Origin of the sequence: Paenibacillus cremeus (genome assembly GCF_007786445.1) — a bacterium.
GTDB lineage: Bacteria > Bacillota > Bacilli > Paenibacillales > NBRC-103111 > Paenibacillus_G > Paenibacillus_G cremeus.
This window is the reverse complement of sequence record NZ_VNJI01000002.1, coordinates 65,253-81,828: the sequence shown is the minus strand read 5'-3', so window position 1 is coordinate 81,828 and position 16,576 is coordinate 65,253. Positions and strand designations below refer to the sequence as shown.

Annotated in this window: 18 protein-coding genes and 1 pseudogene; 2 read left to right on the top strand and 17 right to left on the bottom strand. The window is 54.5% G+C overall.

Features of this window, described 5'->3' with window-relative positions; all coding sequences use genetic code 11:
* Nucleotides 1-140: 140 nt before the first annotated feature.
* The 5 genes from FPZ49_RS36600 to FPZ49_RS02240 all read right to left on the bottom strand — a co-directional run bounded on the left by FPZ49_RS36600 (nt 141) and on the right by FPZ49_RS02240 (nt 4,389).
* Nucleotides 141-620 carry a methyl-accepting chemotaxis protein gene (locus FPZ49_RS36600; protein WP_261381213.1) on the bottom strand — a complete coding sequence of 160 codons (480 nt, stop codon included), beginning with the start codon at nt 618-620 and terminating at the stop codon, nt 141-143.
* Nucleotides 617-1,732, bottom strand: coding sequence for a methyl-accepting chemotaxis protein (locus FPZ49_RS36595; RefSeq protein WP_261381212.1), 1,116 nt, complete (start codon nt 1,730-1,732; stop codon nt 617-619). The genes FPZ49_RS36600 and FPZ49_RS36595 overlap by 4 nt, the downstream gene beginning before the upstream one ends.
* A gap of 171 nt (nt 1,733-1,903) precedes the next feature.
* On the bottom strand, nt 1,904-3,238 hold the full coding sequence (locus FPZ49_RS02250) for a pyrimidine-nucleoside phosphorylase (protein ID WP_144842749.1): 1,335 nt from the start codon (nt 3,236-3,238) through the stop codon (nt 1,904-1,906).
* A gap of 127 nt (nt 3,239-3,365) precedes the next feature.
* Nucleotides 3,366-3,743 (bottom strand): hypothetical protein, encoded by a 378-nt coding sequence (locus tag FPZ49_RS02245; protein WP_144842747.1) that lies wholly within the window; start codon nt 3,741-3,743, stop codon nt 3,366-3,368.
* A 241-nt stretch (nt 3,744-3,984) separates the two neighbouring features.
* Nucleotides 3,985-4,389, bottom strand: coding sequence for a flagellar protein (locus FPZ49_RS02240; protein ID WP_144842745.1), 405 nt, complete (start codon nt 4,387-4,389; stop codon nt 3,985-3,987).
* 325 nt (nt 4,390-4,714) lie between these two features.
* On the opposite strand from FPZ49_RS02240, the gene FPZ49_RS02235 reads away from it, so the two are divergent.
* Nucleotides 4,715-4,897, top strand: a complete 183-nt coding sequence (locus tag FPZ49_RS02235; protein WP_144842743.1) for a hypothetical protein — start codon at nt 4,715-4,717, stop codon at nt 4,895-4,897.
* 120 nt (nt 4,898-5,017) lie between these two features.
* Here FPZ49_RS02235 and FPZ49_RS02230 read toward each other — a convergent pair whose 3' ends face one another.
* From FPZ49_RS02230 to FPZ49_RS02185, 10 genes are all read right to left on the bottom strand, one after another.
* Entirely contained in the window at nt 5,018-5,869 is an 852-nt protein-coding gene (locus FPZ49_RS02230) for a purine-nucleoside phosphorylase (RefSeq protein ID WP_144842741.1), read from the bottom strand.
* Nucleotides 5,870-5,898: 29 nt separating this feature from the next.
* Nucleotides 5,899-6,726 carry a purine-nucleoside phosphorylase gene (locus tag FPZ49_RS02225; RefSeq protein ID WP_144842739.1) on the bottom strand — a complete coding sequence of 276 codons (828 nt, stop codon included), beginning with the start codon at nt 6,724-6,726 and terminating at the stop codon, nt 5,899-5,901.
* A gap of 34 nt (nt 6,727-6,760) precedes the next feature.
* Entirely contained in the window at nt 6,761-7,936 is a 1,176-nt protein-coding gene (gene deoB, locus FPZ49_RS02220; protein ID WP_144842738.1) for a phosphopentomutase, read from the bottom strand.
* Nucleotides 7,937-8,042: 106 nt separating this feature from the next.
* Nucleotides 8,043-8,945, bottom strand: coding sequence for a site-specific tyrosine recombinase XerD (xerD, locus tag FPZ49_RS02215; protein WP_144842736.1), 903 nt, complete (start codon nt 8,943-8,945; stop codon nt 8,043-8,045).
* Between the two features lie 87 nt (nt 8,946-9,032).
* Nucleotides 9,033-9,272, bottom strand: a complete 240-nt coding sequence (locus FPZ49_RS02210; RefSeq protein ID WP_144842734.1) for a DUF4227 family protein — start codon at nt 9,270-9,272, stop codon at nt 9,033-9,035.
* An 80-nt stretch (nt 9,273-9,352) separates the two neighbouring features.
* Nucleotides 9,353-10,477 (bottom strand): alanine dehydrogenase, encoded by a 1,125-nt coding sequence (gene ald, locus FPZ49_RS02205; protein ID WP_144842732.1) that lies wholly within the window; start codon nt 10,475-10,477, stop codon nt 9,353-9,355.
* A 209-nt stretch (nt 10,478-10,686) separates the two neighbouring features.
* Nucleotides 10,687-11,136, bottom strand: coding sequence for a ferric iron uptake transcriptional regulator (gene fur, locus FPZ49_RS02200; RefSeq protein WP_144842730.1), 450 nt, complete (start codon nt 11,134-11,136; stop codon nt 10,687-10,689).
* 105 nt (nt 11,137-11,241) lie between these two features.
* Nucleotides 11,242-11,889, bottom strand: a complete 648-nt coding sequence (gene spoIIM, locus FPZ49_RS02195) for a stage II sporulation protein M (RefSeq protein WP_144842728.1) — start codon at nt 11,887-11,889, stop codon at nt 11,242-11,244.
* Between the two features lie 124 nt (nt 11,890-12,013).
* The gene (locus FPZ49_RS02190) at nt 12,014-13,186 is read right to left on the bottom strand and encodes an endonuclease Q family protein (protein ID WP_261381211.1); all 1,173 of its coding nucleotides are present in this window, start codon (nt 13,184-13,186) and stop codon (nt 12,014-12,016) included.
* A gap of 2 nt (nt 13,187-13,188) precedes the next feature.
* Nucleotides 13,189-13,755 carry an NUDIX hydrolase gene (locus tag FPZ49_RS02185; protein WP_144842725.1) on the bottom strand — a complete coding sequence of 189 codons (567 nt, stop codon included), beginning with the start codon at nt 13,753-13,755 and terminating at the stop codon, nt 13,189-13,191.
* Between the two features lie 146 nt (nt 13,756-13,901).
* On the opposite strand from FPZ49_RS02185, the pseudogene mciZ reads away from it, so the two are divergent.
* Nucleotides 13,902-13,967, top strand: a pseudogene (gene mciZ, locus FPZ49_RS37395) (Z-ring formation inhibitor MciZ); the annotation flags it as partial.
* A 109-nt stretch (nt 13,968-14,076) separates the two neighbouring features.
* Here mciZ and FPZ49_RS36590 read toward each other — a convergent pair.
* Together FPZ49_RS36590 and FPZ49_RS02170 are read right to left on the bottom strand one after the other, a co-directional pair.
* Nucleotides 14,077-15,237: a DUF3866 family protein gene (locus tag FPZ49_RS36590; RefSeq protein ID WP_261381209.1), complete on the bottom strand. Its 1,161-nt coding sequence runs from the start codon at nt 15,235-15,237 to the stop codon at nt 14,077-14,079.
* 138 nt (nt 15,238-15,375) lie between these two features.
* Complete coding sequence (locus FPZ49_RS02170; RefSeq protein WP_144842721.1) at nt 15,376-16,509, bottom strand: M20/M25/M40 family metallo-hydrolase; 1,134 nt, start codon at nt 16,507-16,509, stop codon at nt 15,376-15,378.
* Between the last annotated feature and the right edge of the window lie 67 nt (nt 16,510-16,576).

Below are 16,576 nucleotides of genomic sequence, written 5' to 3'. Positions count from 1 at the left end.
GCTGGTAATCATTGTTGACTCTTTTTCCGTGAAATATTCTTCCAGGCGTAATTTTTCGCGTATTAATGCGAAAAATTACGCCATGAAAAAAAAGACCCGGGAGCGGACCGCTGGACGCAGTCACTTCTCTCGGGTTCATGTTATCGAATTCGGAAAACGGATACAGTCCGATTCAGTTCCTCCGCCAATTGGGCCAAGGAGCGAGCCGCCGCAGCTGTTTCTTCACTACTTGCAGCAGCCTCCTCGGTAACGGCAGAGATCGATTCGATCGAGTACAGCACCTCTGACGATTGGGCCGCCTGCTGTTCGCTCGCAGCTGCAATTTCCGTCATCCGATGGTTGGAGTCTTTCACCATCGACATAATATTTTCGAACGCTGCGCCGGTTTGTTTGGAAGAAAGGACGCCGGCTTGAACCGATTTCACGCTCTGCATTGTATTGGTCTGCATTCCCTTAATTATGTCCGTAATCTGCTTTGTCGCCTCGCTGCTGCGTTCAGCCAATTTGCGGACTTGATCCGCTACCACCGCAAAACCGAGGCCCTGATCTCCAGCCCTCGCCGCTTCTATAGCGGCGTTTAAGGCCAGTAGATTCGTCTGCTCGGCTATATCATCGATCACTTCGATGATTTCCCGATTTTTTTCGAATCTAGCTCTAGCCGGGACATCTGTTGGTTTAGCCGGTCCATTCCTTGAATGGAAGCGCTCAGAATTTGATTCCCTTCTTGGGCCAGGTGCATCGTTCTCCCAGAAAGCTCAGAGGCTTGTTCCGCGCTTTTAGCAACCGAGCTAATCGCCAGCGAGAAATCTTTGAACAGCTCGTTCATCTTTTGCGCTGACTTGGCTTGATTGGTGCCGCCAGTTGCAATGTCCTCCACCCCAGCGGAGATTTCCGTCGCAGTTGCAGACACCGTAGTGGCTGCCGATAATATTTTTTCGACGGTCAGCTTGAAAGCCTTGAGCATTCCGTTGAAGGACCGGTTCAACTGACCGATTTCATCATTGGAGCGATATTCCCCAGTGACGGTCAAATCTCCGGCCTCCGCGGAATGCATAAGCTCCTGCAGGCTCTGGACAGGCCGTGTAATGGCGCGAGTGATGGCCAAACCAATAACAACAAAAATTACCATAGAAACAGTCACGGACCCCAGTGAAATGAGCGCAGCGGACGCAGCACTGCTCAAATTATCCTTATTGATAGTCTCTGCCCGCTTGGCGGAGTAGTCGGTCATCTCTCGCATCACACTTTGGGCATCATCCATCAAAACGCTGACTTTGGTGCTGTATAGTTCATACGCTTCGGTATCCTTATTTTGAACGCTCAGTGATAGCGCATTATCCATTTCGGATATGAATACTTCATATTTTTCCTTAAATTTGTTCAAGAGCTCGGCCTGCTTGGGGTCCAAATTCGCCTTGTCCAGCTTGGCGACTTGTTCCTTATTTTTGACTAATCGATCTTTATAATCCGCGAGCAGCTTTTTTTGTAATTGCTCGTCTCGGGCGAGCATCGTTTCCAAGGCGAAGGAGGTGGCAGCCCGATTGTTAGTTCGAATTTCGACCATGGCCGCATTGGGAATAAAGATATCCGTATAGACAAGCTCCGAGTTGTGGGCCATCTGTTGGGTAAATTTGTACCCGATGATCCCGACGGTGATCACCATAATTAAGGCAATCGCAATCAGGGTAAAGATTTTGTAGACCAATCTCAAATCCCGCAGCAAGCTCATCATGTTTTCCCCTGCCCCCACTTTCATCTAATTGTCTAATACTATGTTCCTGCCGTTAATACTAAAGAATAATTATAAGTAATATTCTCTCTTAACTATTAGATAAGTGTTTAACTTTCTAACAAAAAAAGATGACTCCTGTTCGATCTCAGGAATCATCTTTTTCGGCCAATCCTATTTAAAATGTTGCACTCCGCGACTTGTTACAACGGCATAGATCAGCTTCGGCTTGGCCACCGGCTCCGGCTGAATAGCAAAGGCACTGATCGTGCGATTCAGCATCTGCTGCGTCTCCTCCGGCTTCTGATGGTTCATGTACAGCTCTGCCAGTGGCTCACCGGCCTGTACGGCATCGCCGACACGCTTGGTCAGCTTTAGGCCTACCGCCAGGTCGATCGTGTCCTCCTTCGTCGCGCGGCCCGCCCCCAGCAGCATCGCCGTCACGCCCAGCGACTCGGCGTCGATGGAAGCGACGTAGCCGCTGGCCGGCGCCGGCACCGCTACGCGATAAGGCGCTTGCGGCAGCTTCGACGGAGCGTCCACTACGCTGGCATCGCCGCCTTGTGCGCGAATCAGCTGCCGCAGCTTATCAAGCGCAGCACCGCTCTGCAGCAGCTGCCGCACCTGCGCCTTGCCCGCTTCCGCGTCCGCCGACTGGCCGCCTAGCTGCACCATATGGCCGGCCAGCTCAATGCAAAGCTCCGTCAGCTCGGTTGGCCCATGCCCGTTCAGCGTCTCGATTGCCTCCAGCACCTCCAGGCTATTCCCGATCGAGGGGCCGAGCGGTTCATCCATGTTCGTGATAACTGCCACGGTCTCGCGACCGACCTCTGTGCCGATCGCTACCATCGCCTGCGCCAGCTCCACGGACGCCTCCAGCGATTTCATGAACGCGCCCCGGCCGGTCTTCACGTCCAGCACGATCGCATCGGCGCCTGAAGCAATCTTCTTGCTCATAATGGAGCTGGCGATCAGCGGCACCGACTCTATCGTCGCGGTTACGTCGCGCAGGCCGTACAGCTTCTTATCGGCAGGGGTCATATTGCCGGATTGCCCGACAACCGCCACGCCAATGTCGTTGACCTGCTCCAGAAACTGCTCCTTCGTCCGCTCCACTTGAAAGCCTGGGATCGCCTCCAGCTTATCAATCGTTCCTCCAGTATGGCCTAAGCCACGGCCCGACATTTTAGCTACCGGAATCCCCGCAGCTGCGACGAGGGGAGCCAAAATGAGCGTCGTCGTGTCACCAACACCGCCGGTGCTGTGTTTGTCCACCTTCACGCCAGGAATCGAGCTCAGGTCCGCCTGATCGCCGGAGCGTGCCATCGCCAGGGTCAAATCAGCGGTTTCCCTCGCCGTCATCCCGTTAAAAAAGACCGCCATCGCCCAGGCGGACATCTGATAATCCGGGATCGTTCCTTTCGTATAGCCTTCAATTAAAAATGCGATCTCCTCTGATGACAGGACACCGCCGTCCCGTTTTTTATGTATGATATCGACTGTTCTCATCCGCGCTTACACCTCGTATCTACTTGGTTTTACATCTGTCACCCGTATTATATGCTTCCGGCCGCTAAAAGAAAAGAAAGCCGACGGGACTCTAGTCCCATCGGCTTTTTGCCTTGATGTTCAGATATTATTGAACAACAAGCTTCGTCTTCATATCCGCGTGTCCAGGACCGCAAGGAAGCGCGCAGTGCACTTCGTATGTTCCTGGCTTGTCGAAAGTGTATTCCATCGACTTGTTGTTGTTGTCCAGCTTCACGTTCGTTCCAACGATCTCAACCGCGTGCAGACCTTCCTTGTTCAGCAAGGAAACAGTCACTTTCTCTCCTGCTTTAACCGTATATTCCGGTTGATCAAAATGGTAGTTCGCAGCAGTAAATTTGAGCGTTGGGCCTGCAGTAGCCTCGTGGGCCATCTCCGCTTGACGAGCCGTAATGTTCTGGAACAAAACTCCCGTACCGAGGAGACAGGCGATGATGAACAGTGAAAACATAATCCACTTTTGCATAGGTATTCCCCCCTTACTGTTTAGCCGTAAAAACATATAGTCTTATTGTACAGAATACTGCCTAATTTACACATGCCTTTTGATGACGATCCGGTGAAAAATTTGTGACAAAATTGTACTAGGCGGGCGTGTTCTGTCGTTTCTTTGCCATTTTATCATAAAGTGCTGCCAACAACAAAATCTTGTCTCTCGGCACGGAAGCGCATAAAAAAACTCCGCCGCTCGGGCAGAGTTCATCACTTTATCGTTGGAAGCGGTCGCGAATTTGAAACCCGATGCCTCGTTCCTTCGCCTTGGCCTCTTTCTCCTTCATCTCGTTCACATCGGATACAATCCGGATGCGGCACGTGGCGCACAAGTTATGCTGCCGGATCGGCGAGTTGCAAGAGTTGCAAGGATAAGTTAGATTCGGATAGCTCATCAGGAGCAATCGGGACTCTTTAATAAACGAAACGATCTGCGATACCTTCACACCAGTCCCTTCGCTTAGCTCTTCGGTGGTCGCTTTGCGGTGATCTCTCAAATAATTCAAGCATTGATCGAGCTCGTTATCAAAGGAACGGATGCATTCCTGGCACATATTCCGGACATTCTTCTGATATACCTTGCCGCACTTGGGACAATTGGATACCATGAGCATGGTCATTACAGTTCCCCCTCTTAGGTCATGTTCACTGCTCTTAGCCTCGAAATGGTTCGAATGAATCAACCATTCGTAGTCCCATTTACCTAATTGTAGCACGAAGCTCCCAACTCGAACAGTAGGTTGACCATTTTTTTAGTTCTTCGGGCATGACTGTAAATAAGCTTTCGTCCAGATGTCATACTATAAACGAAGTAACCAGACCGATGAAGGAGGCAGAACCAAATGGCTGACAAGCAGCAGGGCCACGGCAACCAGAACACCACAACCCGCAACAGCGACAAGGGCGCTAAAAAATCAAAGTAGCAAGTCGCATAGGAGGAATCTCATGACTAACGATCCATCAGATCAGCAAGAGCTGGAGGCTCATCGAGCGGTGAATCATGCGCTGGCCGCGTTAAATGAAGCGCGGAACAGCCGAGAGCGCGATCGAGCCGTACAGCACGCCGAGGAACAGCTCAGCCAGGCGCAGCAGGACCTTGCGCAAGCCAGGCTGGACAACAATGACTAAAGACCATCGCCCCTCCTTCTGGAGGGGTTGTTTTTTTGGGGAACTCGCCTAAAAAAATAACCGTCCTCCATCGATCGGTTCAAATCGAGAGAGAACGGTTCTAAATGGATATGTAACTGGCTACACCGAAACTTCCTGCACAAAGCGCCGTACCAGCTCGATAAACACCGGCTTCGTCCGATTGGCTACCGCGACGACTTGCTCATGGGTCAGCGGCTCTAGATGCTCTCCAATGGCCATGTCGGTAATGCAGGAGATGCCCAGCACCTGAAGATCCGTATGGCTTGCGGCGATGACCTCTCCGACTGTGGACATGCCTATCGCATCGCCCCCCAGATTAGCGAGCATCGTCAGCTCCGCCGGCGGCAAATAGTTCGGCCCGGTAATCCCGGCATACACGCCCTCTTGCAGTCGAATCGGCTCTCCGCGCTCCTGCCCCATGCGCTCCCCGATCTGCTTCGCCAGCGCTCGGAAGCTGCGGCTATACGCTTGCGACATGTCCGGAAAGCGCGGCCCAAGCTCCGGATGGTTGACGCCCAGGAGCGGGTTGTCTCCGGTCATGTTCAGATGATCCGAGATCAGCATCAGATCGCCGGCTTGAAATCCGCGGTTCATGCCGCCTGCGGCGTTCGTAATGACCAGTGCCTTGACTCCGAGCTGCTTCATTACATAGATCGGGAACACTACTTTTTTCATGGAGTAGCCTTCGTAGTAATGAAAGCGCCCCTGCATCACGATCACGGTCTTGCCTTCCAGTGTGCCGATCACAAACTGCCCCGCATGTCCTTCTACAGTAGACACCGGAAAATGAGGAATATTCCCGTATGGAATCGAGATGGCGTCCTCCACCTGCTGCGCCATGTCTCCGAGGCCCGAGCCGAGCACCAGCCCCACGTCCAGTGTCCGGCGTCCGATTTGGTCGCTGATCCACTGTGCGGATTCGATGATTTGTTCAACGTAAGAACGGTCCACCCTTGTGCCACTCCTTTTTTCGCTATCGCTTACACCTTCGGGATGACGCCCAAGATGAGCTTCAAAAACGTCTGCTTCACGCGCTCTGTCGTTTCCATAACTTCCGCATGAGACAACGGCTGATCCAAAATGCCTGCAGCCATGTTGCTGATGCAGGAGAAGCCGAGCACCTCAATGCCTGCATGGCGAGCCACGATAACCTCCGCGACCGTCGACATCCCAACCGCATCCGCTCCAAGCGTACGCATCATGCGAATTTCCGCCGGGGTTTCATAGGATGGTCCGAGCAGACCGATGTAGACGCCTTCCTGCAGCTTGACGCCCTGCTCAGCAGCAACCGCTTTGGCCACTTCACGCATCCGCTTGCTGTACGCTTCGGACATATCCGGAAAGCGGACGCCCAGCTCGTTCAAGTTCGGCCCAATCAGCGGGTTGCGCGCCGTAAAGTTGATATGATCCTTAATCAGCATCAAGTCCCCTGCGACATAAGACGTGTTGATCCCACCGGCTGCGTTGGTGACTAGCAGCTTATCCACGCCGAGCTCTTTCATTACCCGTACCGGGAAGGATACCGTTTCCACACCATAGCCTTCGTACATATGGAAGCGGCCCTTCATCAGCAGAACATGACGTCCTTCGATCGTTCCGAGCAGCAGCTCGCCGGCATGCCCTTCAACAGTGGACACCGGAAAATGCGGGATATCCTCGTAATGAATGACGACCGCCTGCTCCACCAAATCGGCAATGACGCCGAGCCCGGAGCCGAGAATCAAGCCGATCTCCGGCTTCGCTGCATATTTACTGCGAATATACGCTGCAGCTTCTTGAATTTTGGTTAACGTGTTGGTTTGTTCCATGTGTTTTCGCCCCTCCCTGAAATACTTGCTAAGATTATTGTAATTGCTGCAAAAAGCTAGTCCCGTTGCCGGTCGTTGCCGTACCGAAGTTCTCGGATACGGTCGCACCGATGTCCGCAAAGGTGCTGCGCACGCCTAGCGTGTCCATGCGCTGCAGCGATGGGCTGTACACCAAGAGCGGCACATATTCGCGCGTATGGTCCGTGCCGGCATGAATCGGGTCGTTCCCATGATCCGCTGTTAAGATCAGCAGATCCTCCTCGCCGATCTTCTCCATCAGCTTCGGCAGCCATTCGTCGAACTCATTAAGCGCCTTTGCATACCCTTCCGGATCACGCCGGTGACCGTACAACGAATCGAAATCCACAAGGTTGGTGAAAAGCAGCCCTTGGAAGTCGTGCCCCATCAGCTCGATCGTTTTCTGGATGCCGTCCAGATTGCTCTTGGTTGGCGTCGCTTTCGTAACCCCTTCACCGTCAAAAATGTCATTGATTTTCCCAATCGCGATCACGTCCAGATCCGCGTCCTTGAGAAGATTCATAGCGGTTGGCGCCGGCGGCTTGACGGCGTAATCATGACGGTTCGGCGTCCGGGCGAACGCCCCTGGCTTGCCGACATACGGCCGGGCTATAACACGCCCCACAGCGTAAGGGTCCTCCAGCGTCAGCCTGCGGGCAATCTCGCAGCCCCGGTACAGCTCGCCGAGCGGGATAATTTCTTCATGAGCAGCAAGCTGGAACACGCTGTCCGCCGAGGTGTACACGATCCATGCTCCGGTCTTCATCTGCTCTTCGCCCAGCTCGTCCAGAATCTCGGTACCAGAAGCCGGCTTGTTGCCGATCACCTTGCGGCCGGTCTCCTTCTCGAACTGCTCAATGAGCTCCGGAGGAAAGCCCTCAGGAAAAACATTGAAGGGCGTTGTCACATTGAGTCCCATGATCTCCCAATGGCCTGTCATCGTATCTTTGCCGACGGAAACCTCCGCCATTTTACCGTAGTAGGCGCCCGGCTGATCGACATCGGCAATGCCTTGCAGCGGTTCGATCTTGCCTAGTCCTAGACGCTCCATATTCGGCAGCCGAAGTGCCGGCACCCGCTCTGCTATATGTCCTAACGTATGCGATCCGGCATCGCCAAACCGCGGCGCATCGGGAAGCTCCCCGATACCGACGCTATCGAGTACGATTAAACAAATGCGTTTAAATCTCATCACAGCACCTCCTTGTCATCATGGCTATTATCGCAAAATCGGCGCCAGTTTGCAAAAATCAGGAAATGAAAAAGCCCGCTCCCTTGGAGAGGGGCGAGCCATGACATTAGGATTCGATTCGAGCACGAGGGTGCGCCCGGTCGTACACATCCTTCATTTTTCCTCTAGCAACTTGAGCATAGATTTGGGTCGTGGAAATATCCGCATGCCCCAGCATTTCCTGGACGGACCTTAGATCGGCCCCATTCTCCAGCAGATGAGCGGCAAACGAATGCCGCAGCGTGTGCGGCGTAATATCCACCCGAATCTCCGATTCGACGGCATATCGCTTGATGATTTTCCAAAATCCCTGCCGCGTAATTCGCGTCCCCAAATGATTTATAAACAGCGCGTGTTCCTGTTTCGACTGCTTCAGCAGCTTGGGCCGCATGGACTCCATGTAAACGGTCAAGCATTGCGAGGCGATTTTTCCGAGCGGAATAATGCGCTCCTTCTCGTTCTTGCCCACGCAGCGGATAAAGCCGAGTGCCGGATGCACGCTGTCCACATCCAGTGAAATCAGCTCCGACACGCGAATGCCAGTCGCATACAGCAGCTCCAGCATCGCCTTATCGCGCATCCCGTTCGGAGTCGCCGTATGAGGCGCTTCCAGCAGCCGCTCCACATCTGTAACGCTCAGCACCTTGGGTACGCGCTTCTCCAGCTTCGGCGCCTCCACCTGGAGGGAGGGATCGGTCAAGAGCAGTCGCTCCCGGACCAGAAACTGGTAAAAAGCGCGAATCGACACCACACATCGAGACAGCGTCGCGGAGGCCCGGCCCATCTGCTTTAGTCTCAGCAGGTACGAAGAGATGTTGAGCTTCCCGCTCTCCTTCAAAGACGTTACGCCGGTCTGCTCTAAGTATTCAATATATTGTGATATATCGCGCTCATAAGACTCCAGCGTATTCGGCGCTAAGCTTCGTTCCGCGGCTAAATATCGGATAAATGACTCTACTTCCTGCTTCATTCGTTAACATTCCCCTTTTACGTTGTACAACGGGTGCAGTTCACTTACTTCCACACTAAGGGACCATTTTCCTGCCAGTTCATAAAGTTATTCACCGATCCGATAAAAAAGCTTCAGCCGCTCACCCATACCGAGGAAGGCATCTGGTATGCCGGATAGATCGCTCTGAAATACTTTGACGGCATGTCCAGCCGGTTCTTTGTACTTGGGCGTTGGCTCCAGCAGTCGGGAAACGAGCATGAGGCCGTGATACAGCACAAAGGTAAAGGCGATGAACAGCAGCACGAAGCGGAACCGCTCCGTCCATTTGCGCAAATGAAAGATCATAGTCTATCCCTCCGGTTTTTGAAAACAAGCCCTAGAGTAGACTATGATCTTGATGGAAGATTTATGAGCGCTGCAGCAACTTAGCTGATCGGCAAAAGGGAGTCCAGCGCCAAGTACGGCCGTCCCAGTGCTTCCGCCACCGCTCCATAGGTCACATGTCCCTGATACGTGTTTACGCCTTTCTTCAGCGATTGGTTCCCGTAGAGTGCTCTTGTCACGCCTTTGGACGCGAGCTCCAACGCATACGAGATCGTCACGTTCGTCAGCGCCAGCGTCGAGGTGCGCGGCACCGCCCCCGGCATGTTGGCCACAGCATAGTGCAGCACGCCATGCTTCTCATAGGTTGGATTGCTATGCGTCGTCACCCGATCTACGGTCTCGATCGAGCCGCCTTGATCCACCGCCACATCCACGATGACGGAGCCTGGCTTCATCTGCTTTACCATCTCTTCGGTCACCAGCTTCGGCGCCCGTGCTCCCGGAATGAGCACCGCTCCGATCAGCAGATCAGCCTTCTGCACGGCATTAGCGATGTTATACGGATTCGACATCAGCGTGCGGATACGGCCGAAGAACACATCGTCCAAGTACCGTAGACGCTCTGCGCTCCGTTCAATGACGACCACGTTCGCTCCGAGTCCGAGCGCCATCTTTGCCGCGTTCGTGCCGACGATCCCGCCGCCCAAAATGATGACGTCCGCCGGCGGCACGCCCGGCACGCCTCCCAGCAATATGCCCCGGCCGCCATACAGCTTCTCCAGATACTGCGCGCCGATCTGTATGGACATGCGTCCTGCCACCTCGCTCATCGGCGTCAGCAATGGCAAGCTGCCGTTCGGAAGCTGAATGGTCTCGTAGGCGATGCCGGTCATTTTGCTTTGAACAAGCGCTTCCGTCAGCTCGGCCTCCGCAGCCAGATGCAGGTACGTAAATAAAGTTAGATCCTCACGAAAATACTCGAATTCCGATGCCAGTGGCTCCTTCACTTTCATGATCATCTCCGACTGATTCCAAACCATAGCGGCAGTCGGCATAATGCTCGCGCCTTCTTTGGCATACTCCTCATCGGCAAACCCGCTGCCAAGCCCGGCACCGGCCTCTACCAGCACCGTATTTCCTGCGGCAGACAGCATGGCGGCGCCCCCCGGTGTCAGCGCAACCCGGTTCTCATTATTTTTAATTTCCCTCGGAACACCAATGATCATCTATACCCCTCCTGTGCTGCACTGTTATAGCGGCTCGAAGCTATCCGTTGTCACTTCACCCATCCTGAGCTTAGGTTTTGCCAAATCACGGCGAATATGTAACGAACGCAAAAAACCTTCATGCTTGATCCAACTCAAGACGAAGGTTTTGGTGTGTTCAGAATGCGAGTATATCTGCATTATGATGGACCTGATCAAAGGGCAATGACTCAGCTCTTGTTCTTATCTCGGCACCGGTGGCAAATCCCTTGAAAATCTAATCGGTGATCGAGAACTTGAAATGAATATTCCTTCTCCAGCCGTTCCTCTAACGGAGTCAGCCAGTCTTCCATAATTTCATCGACCGTCCCGCAATGGACACAAATCAAATGATGATGATGGTGATGATTGCTGTCATTGCGCAAATCGTAACGGGCTACGCCGTCGCCGAAGTTCATCTTCTCCACAACATGAAGCTCACTCAGAAGCTCCAGAGTCCGATAGACGGTGGCAAGACCGATTTCTGGCGCCTTGTCCTTGACGAGCATGAAGACATCTTCCGCACTCAGATGATCTTCCTCGTTCTCCAGCAGCACCCGAACGGTTGCCTCGCGCTGCGGCGTCAATTTGTAGCCTTGCGATTGCAGCTGCTGCTTTATTTTTTCAATGCGAGATTCCATGCTTCTCCCCCTGAAGGCCTTGCATAAGCAAAAATATGCATAGCAAAACCGCTGCGAAGTCCTGATTTCATTATAGGTGGAGGCTGCTGGGAAAGTCAAACCATTTTAAGAAGCGGCGAGCGAGACGAGCATGGGGGTAACCCATTTCATCATCATCGGAGACATATACGCCTGAAAGATGGCAACGCCTGCCAGCAGGACCGCCGAGCCCAGCGTGACGCCGCAAAAACGCATGAAAGGCTCGTAGATCGCCCCTTTACGCGACATGAAGCGATTTTTCACCAAGTGGACGGAGAAGGCCAGAGCGGTTACACTGCAGACCATCAGTGTCGGGATGACGATCAAATTTTGCGGGACGACAGAGACGAGCGCGAACAGCAGCCCTTTCCACGACAGCGATCCGACCATATAGCCCACGGTAAACCCGACAAGCACGCCCTTCAAAAAATCAAGAATCAGGATCAGCGGAAGCCCGATCACGGACATACCCAGGATCCAAATAATGAGCAGCCATTTCATATGCATGCCGAAGGCATCCTTGAACGAGCCCGGAATGTCGCCCTCCAGTCCGCCTGATTGCACCGTGGAAAAAAAGTTGCTGAGGTAGCGCATGATTTCCTCTTTTTGCTCCACGGAGAGGGCGTTCACCATCACAGCGCCAAAGACGACACCCGTGACGAAAATGACGCCGACGAAAATGTAAAACGACATATGCTCCTTCAAATACTGCTCTACCGATCGATTCCGCAGCATGTGCTTAGCCTCCTATCAAACTTGCAATTGCTAGTCAATAGTACAAGTTATGACTAGAAGAGGCTCTTTATGACAGTAGGCGCTGATCCACTGAAGCGAAAATTCCGAGTCGTCGGACCAACGCCTAGCCTTTGACTTTGCCGTATTTGCCCCCCCCGCCTACTTCCAGCTCAAGCCGGCCTTCTCTTGCGCGAATGACGTAGTCCGCAATCGTCTCTCCCGCCACCTCGGCGATCTCTTCGAAGGACGTACGATGCAGAAGGTTCATCTCCGAGCCGAAGCGCTCGATTAACCGGGCGAACAGCTTGGGCCCCAGCCCCGGGATATACTCCAGTGGCACCTGATAATAGTACGGCGGCCTAGACTCAGGCACCCAGGGGACATCCCGGTCGGCGATGCTCAGAATCCGGTCCATCACGCCTCGGACGATTTTGGCATGCCCGCAGTAGCTGCAGCGCTCCACAATGGACGATTGTTCCTCCGTGATGCTGCCGCAGTCGGCGCAGTACGTGCGGTGATACTTGCCTAGACGCGGGTTCAGGCCATAATTGGCGAGCACCTTGCGGCCATCCTCCCCTGCGAGAGCCCGGCGAAATTCTTCGAAGGTCGGTGACGCCAGCTGCAGCTTGTTGTATTCCCGTCCGATTTTGGGCAGGGAATGCGCATCCGAATTGGTCAGGAACGTGTACCTATCAAGCTCGCTGATGTACCCCGCCATCTCCGAGTCGGCGCTCAGACCCAGCTCCACCGCCGCAATCCCGTCCAAATTGAGCAGATGCTCCATCCGGGTGGAACAGCTCCCGTAAACGCTTTTGTGCGGGGTAAAAATGTGCGCCGGAATCAGCAGTCCACCTCTGTCCAGCACCTCTTGCTGCAGCTCTCGTGCGGTCACGTAGATGCGCTGAGAGCTGAGCTGTACATTTTTCATGTGGCGCTGCATCCATTCGGTGAAGCTCTGCATATCCGCTAATCGAGGCAAGTAGGCAAGCAAATGCGCCGTTCCCAGGCCCGGGTCGCGCACCTCAATCTCGCTGCCCAGCATAATGGTGGACTGATGGTAACGAATGCCCCCGCCCTCCAGCTCTTCCATCTCGCCGGTGTCGAGATAATGCAGCATCTCCTGCTGCACGCCCGGAGAATGACAGTCGATAATGCCGACGATGTCCATACCTTTGCGTTCGGATGCTTCCCTAGCGATATTGTAGAATGTCAAATTGTTCGCCGCGCTGATTTTGACCGCTTGTCCCGCTTCCGTCCGTCCGATATGGATATGCAGGTCGGCATAATAGGATTTCATCGTTAGTAGCTTCCCGTCAGCTTGTAAATCTGCCATGCCTGAACGGCCATGATCGTCTTGGCGTCGCTAATCCGCTGCTCCCGAATGTAAGCCTGCGCCTGCTCCAGCGTGATCGCCTCCAGCGTCAAAAATTCATCCTCATCCGGCGTCGCTTCCCCTTTGATCAAGCCCTCGGCTACGTAGAGATGAATGATTTCATCGGCAAACCCAGGGGAGGTGTAAAAAGAGCTGAGCAACCGAATCGAGCCGCAAGTGTAGCCTGTTTCTTCAACCAACTCCCGTCTCGCAGCCCCCTCTGGGGCTTCACCGGCGTCCAGCTTGCCTGCTGGAATCTCGATCTGGCTTTTCTCGATCGGCTTGCGATACTGCTCCACGACGAGCATTTTGTCGTCTGGCGTGAGCGCCAGGACAGCGACTGCACCCGGATGCTTGATCAGCTCGCGGGTCGCTGTGGCGCCATTGGGCAGCTTGACGGTGTCGACTTGCAGCGAAATGATTTTGCCTTCAAAAATCGGAGTCGTGCTAATGGTGACTTCTTCAAATAATTTCGGGTTGGCTGATTCGGTCATGTCGCGTATCCCTCTTTTCATCGAATTGGGCAATAAAGTTCATTATACCATGATTCTGCAAATTCTCTGTCATATGCAGGTAGCATAAACGGCGACAGAGGCGAATAGGCTGAACTATATGAATCTAGCAATCGGGAGGAAGCCCTATGAAATCCTACTATACGCCTGATCAAGTTCGCCTAGTCGGCAAAGCTTGGGAAATTCGCAATCATCTCAAAACACTGCTTCGCTTGTCTACACCGGATATCACCCTCGAAGAAGCCTTAAAAGGCCGCTGCAGCAGCGAGGCTGTGTCGCAGCCTGAGAGCTTCCTCCAGCTGCTTACGGATTCAGGTCCGAGCTCGCGGCTGGGGAAGCGCAGATCAACTGGAGAGCCGCGTCGGCCGCAGCGCAAACCGCTGCAAAAAACAGCGGATCGTCGAGTAATCCCCTTCCCATCGAAGTAATCGGCGCTTCATACGCTTGAAACGCTGTCTCCATCTGCTCGACCGCAGGCGCTGCGATCCAGCGCAGCTCGTGCTCGCGCTCAAGCAGATCCTCCGCTTGCTCGCGCAGCAAGCGAAGCTGCTCCGCTGCACCTAGCAGCGGCAGCGGCACGATCGCTTCCGCGATCGCTGCCGTGCCCAGCGCGGTGCGCGTGTGGTGGCTCAGCCCGCAGTGGCGCTCCCGGGCGTCGCCAAAGCTGATCCGCGGGATGAATACCGGAAGCCCGCCCAATGCCCGCACGGCATTGACGAGCTCGCCGGTCTCCATCCCGCTGAAGCCCAAGGCCGTCCCCGTGCCCACGATTCCGGGCCCCATGGTGACGATGGCCAGATCAGCGTGAAGCACATGCTTCGCCGCAAGCAGCGCCGTGTACTTGTTCACGGCCTCCAAATCCCCGCCGTAGGCATGCCCGTAGGTGATCGTCCCGGCCAGCCAGCCGAGCGCCTTCAGCCGGGCGGCATGGCGGCTGACCGCAAGCGGCAGCGACCCGCCGTCCGTCATGATATACGCGATCCGCAGCGGACGCATCATGTTGGAATTGCCCATGCCTGTGCGGTATCGCAGCCAGCTGACTGCAGCCGGCAGCATGCTGTGCAGCTCGCCGATCAGCACCGGCAGCTGCTCCAGCGACCTGGCGCCGGCCAGTACCGCATGGTGAGGGCTGGCCTCCTCCTCGGCCGCGAGCACGCTTCGCTGAAGCGACGTGTAGCGCAGCTTCATGATGTGGCCAGGGCCAGGGCCAGGAGCGAAGAGCGGCGTCGGCCTATTCGTTTGTAGCGGCGCATGAACAAAATGAACGCCGCCGGTACCTAGCCCAAGCGATACCGCTGTTACGTTTGCCAGCACGTGATCCCCCGGCTCCAGCGGCTCAAACGCCGTAAGATCGTGAACAGCCCGGCAGCAGCTCCCGTCCGCCATCGTAAGCATAACTTCCTGCTCTGTGCCCCGCACACCCACAATGTCCTTTACCGTTCCCAGCTCCCATGCAATCCCCAAATCTGCTCCCCCCTTTCGAGTCACCAAGCTGATGGCACAAAAACGCTGCTTCCGACTCCCAGCAAGAGAACGGCCACTTGATGGCGCGTTCCCCTGCTGTTCGACGTAGAAGCAGCGTTGACTTAAGCTGTATGTGAGTTACCCTTGGGCAACCTCTTTGACGATCTGTACGACCACTTCCGCTGTTTTTACAAGATCGGAAATTGCAATGCGCTCCTTGGTCGTATGGATATCCAAGTACCCGATTGCCAGATTCACGGTTGGGATGCCGAAGCCGTTAAACATGTTGGCATCGCTGCCGCCGCCCGTATGGAACGTCTTAGGCGTGCAGCCGACATCGCTCAGCGCCTTCATCGCGAGCTTCACGACTGGCGTCTCGTCATTGTGCATGTAAGCAGGATAGATGACGTCGCTGACGAACTCGACCTGCGCGCCCATCTCCTGCGCCGCTTGCTCGCAGGCTGCACGCATTTTTTCTACCTGTGCGTACATTTTCTCGTTGACGATGCTGCGAGCCTCGCCCTCGAGCTTCACGCATTCCACCACGATGTTCGTCGCGCCATGCACTCCGCCTTCGAAGCGGCCAATATTCGCTGTTGTCTCATTGTCGATGCGGCCGAGCGGCATTTTGGAAATGGCCCTGCTAGCGACCGTAATCGCGCTTACACCATCCTCCGGGTTCACCCCAGCGTGAGCGGAACGACCGGTGAAGGTGATATAAATCTTCGCCTGCGTAGGAGCCGCTACTGCGATATCGCCGATTTTGCCGCTGGAGTCCAGCGCGTAGCCGAAGTCCGCGTCCATCCATTTGGCGTCCATGGCTCTGGAGCCGCGCAAGCCGGACTCTTCGCCTGCTGTAATGATGAACTGAATTTGGCCGTGCTCGATGTTATTTTCCTTCAGCACTTTGATCGTCTCGATCATTGCAGCCAGACCCGCTTTATCATCCGCGCCTAGAATTGTCGTACCATCGCTGCGGATATAGCCGTCGTCGCCGATTTGCGGCTTGATGCCTTTGCCCGGTGTGACCGTATCCATATGGCAGGTGAAGAACAGCTTTTGCAGCGCCTTACTAGAAGTCGCAGGGAGCGTGCAGATCAGGTTGCCGGAGCCGTGGCCCGTTACCGCAGCCGTATCATCCTCTTCTACTTTCAAGCCCAACGATGTGAACTTTTCCTTCAGCACGCGGCTGATTTCCTGCTCATACTTCGTCTCGCTGTCAATTTGCACCAATTCCAAAAATTCGTCCACCAAACGTTTTTGTTGTATCATCGACTTTCCTCCGCCTCACTGTTTGAGTTAAAATGTGTGTAGTAATCCTGTGAAGGAGTTGAATTCA

Excerpts from the sequence above, each read along its gene's own strand:
- FPZ49_RS02190 (WP_261381211.1), bottom strand. The coding sequence starts at position 13,186 with ATGAAATCCTATTATGCCGACCTGCATATCCATATCGGACGGACGGAA.
- FPZ49_RS02170 (WP_144842721.1), bottom strand. The coding sequence starts at position 16,509 with ATGATACAACAAAAACGTTTGGTGGACGAATTTTTGGAATTGGTGCAA.
- spoIIM (WP_144842728.1), bottom strand. The coding sequence starts at position 11,889 with ATGCTGCGGAATCGATCGGTAGAGCAGTATTTGAAGGAGCATATGTCG.
- xerD (WP_144842736.1), bottom strand. The coding sequence starts at position 8,945 with ATGAAGCAGGAAGTAGAGTCATTTATCCGATATTTAGCCGCGGAACGA.
- fur (WP_144842730.1), bottom strand. The coding sequence starts at position 11,136 with ATGGAATCTCGCATTGAAAAAATAAAGCAGCAGCTGCAATCGCAAGGC.
- FPZ49_RS36595 (WP_261381212.1), bottom strand. The coding sequence starts at position 1,732 with ATGATGAGCTTGCTGCGGGATTTGAGATTGGTCTACAAAATCTTTACC.
- deoB (WP_144842738.1), bottom strand. The coding sequence starts at position 7,936 with ATGAGATTTAAACGCATTTGTTTAATCGTACTCGATAGCGTCGGTATC.
- ald (WP_144842732.1), bottom strand. The coding sequence starts at position 10,477 with ATGATCATTGGTGTTCCGAGGGAAATTAAAAATAATGAGAACCGGGTT.
- FPZ49_RS02225 (WP_144842739.1), bottom strand. The coding sequence starts at position 6,726 with ATGGAACAAACCAACACGTTAACCAAAATTCAAGAAGCTGCAGCGTAT.
- FPZ49_RS02240 (WP_144842745.1), bottom strand. The coding sequence starts at position 4,389 with ATGACCATGCTCATGGTATCCAATTGTCCCAAGTGCGGCAAGGTATAT.
- FPZ49_RS02185 (WP_144842725.1), bottom strand. The coding sequence starts at position 13,755 with ATGACCGAATCAGCCAACCCGAAATTATTTGAAGAAGTCACCATTAGC.
- FPZ49_RS02250 (WP_144842749.1), bottom strand. The coding sequence starts at position 3,238 with ATGAGAACAGTCGATATCATACATAAAAAACGGGACGGCGGTGTCCTG.
- FPZ49_RS02235 (WP_144842743.1), top strand. The coding sequence starts at position 4,715 with ATGACTAACGATCCATCAGATCAGCAAGAGCTGGAGGCTCATCGAGCG.
- FPZ49_RS02245 (WP_144842747.1), bottom strand. The coding sequence starts at position 3,743 with ATGCAAAAGTGGATTATGTTTTCACTGTTCATCATCGCCTGTCTCCTC.
- FPZ49_RS02210 (WP_144842734.1), bottom strand. The coding sequence starts at position 9,272 with ATGATCTTTCATTTGCGCAAATGGACGGAGCGGTTCCGCTTCGTGCTG.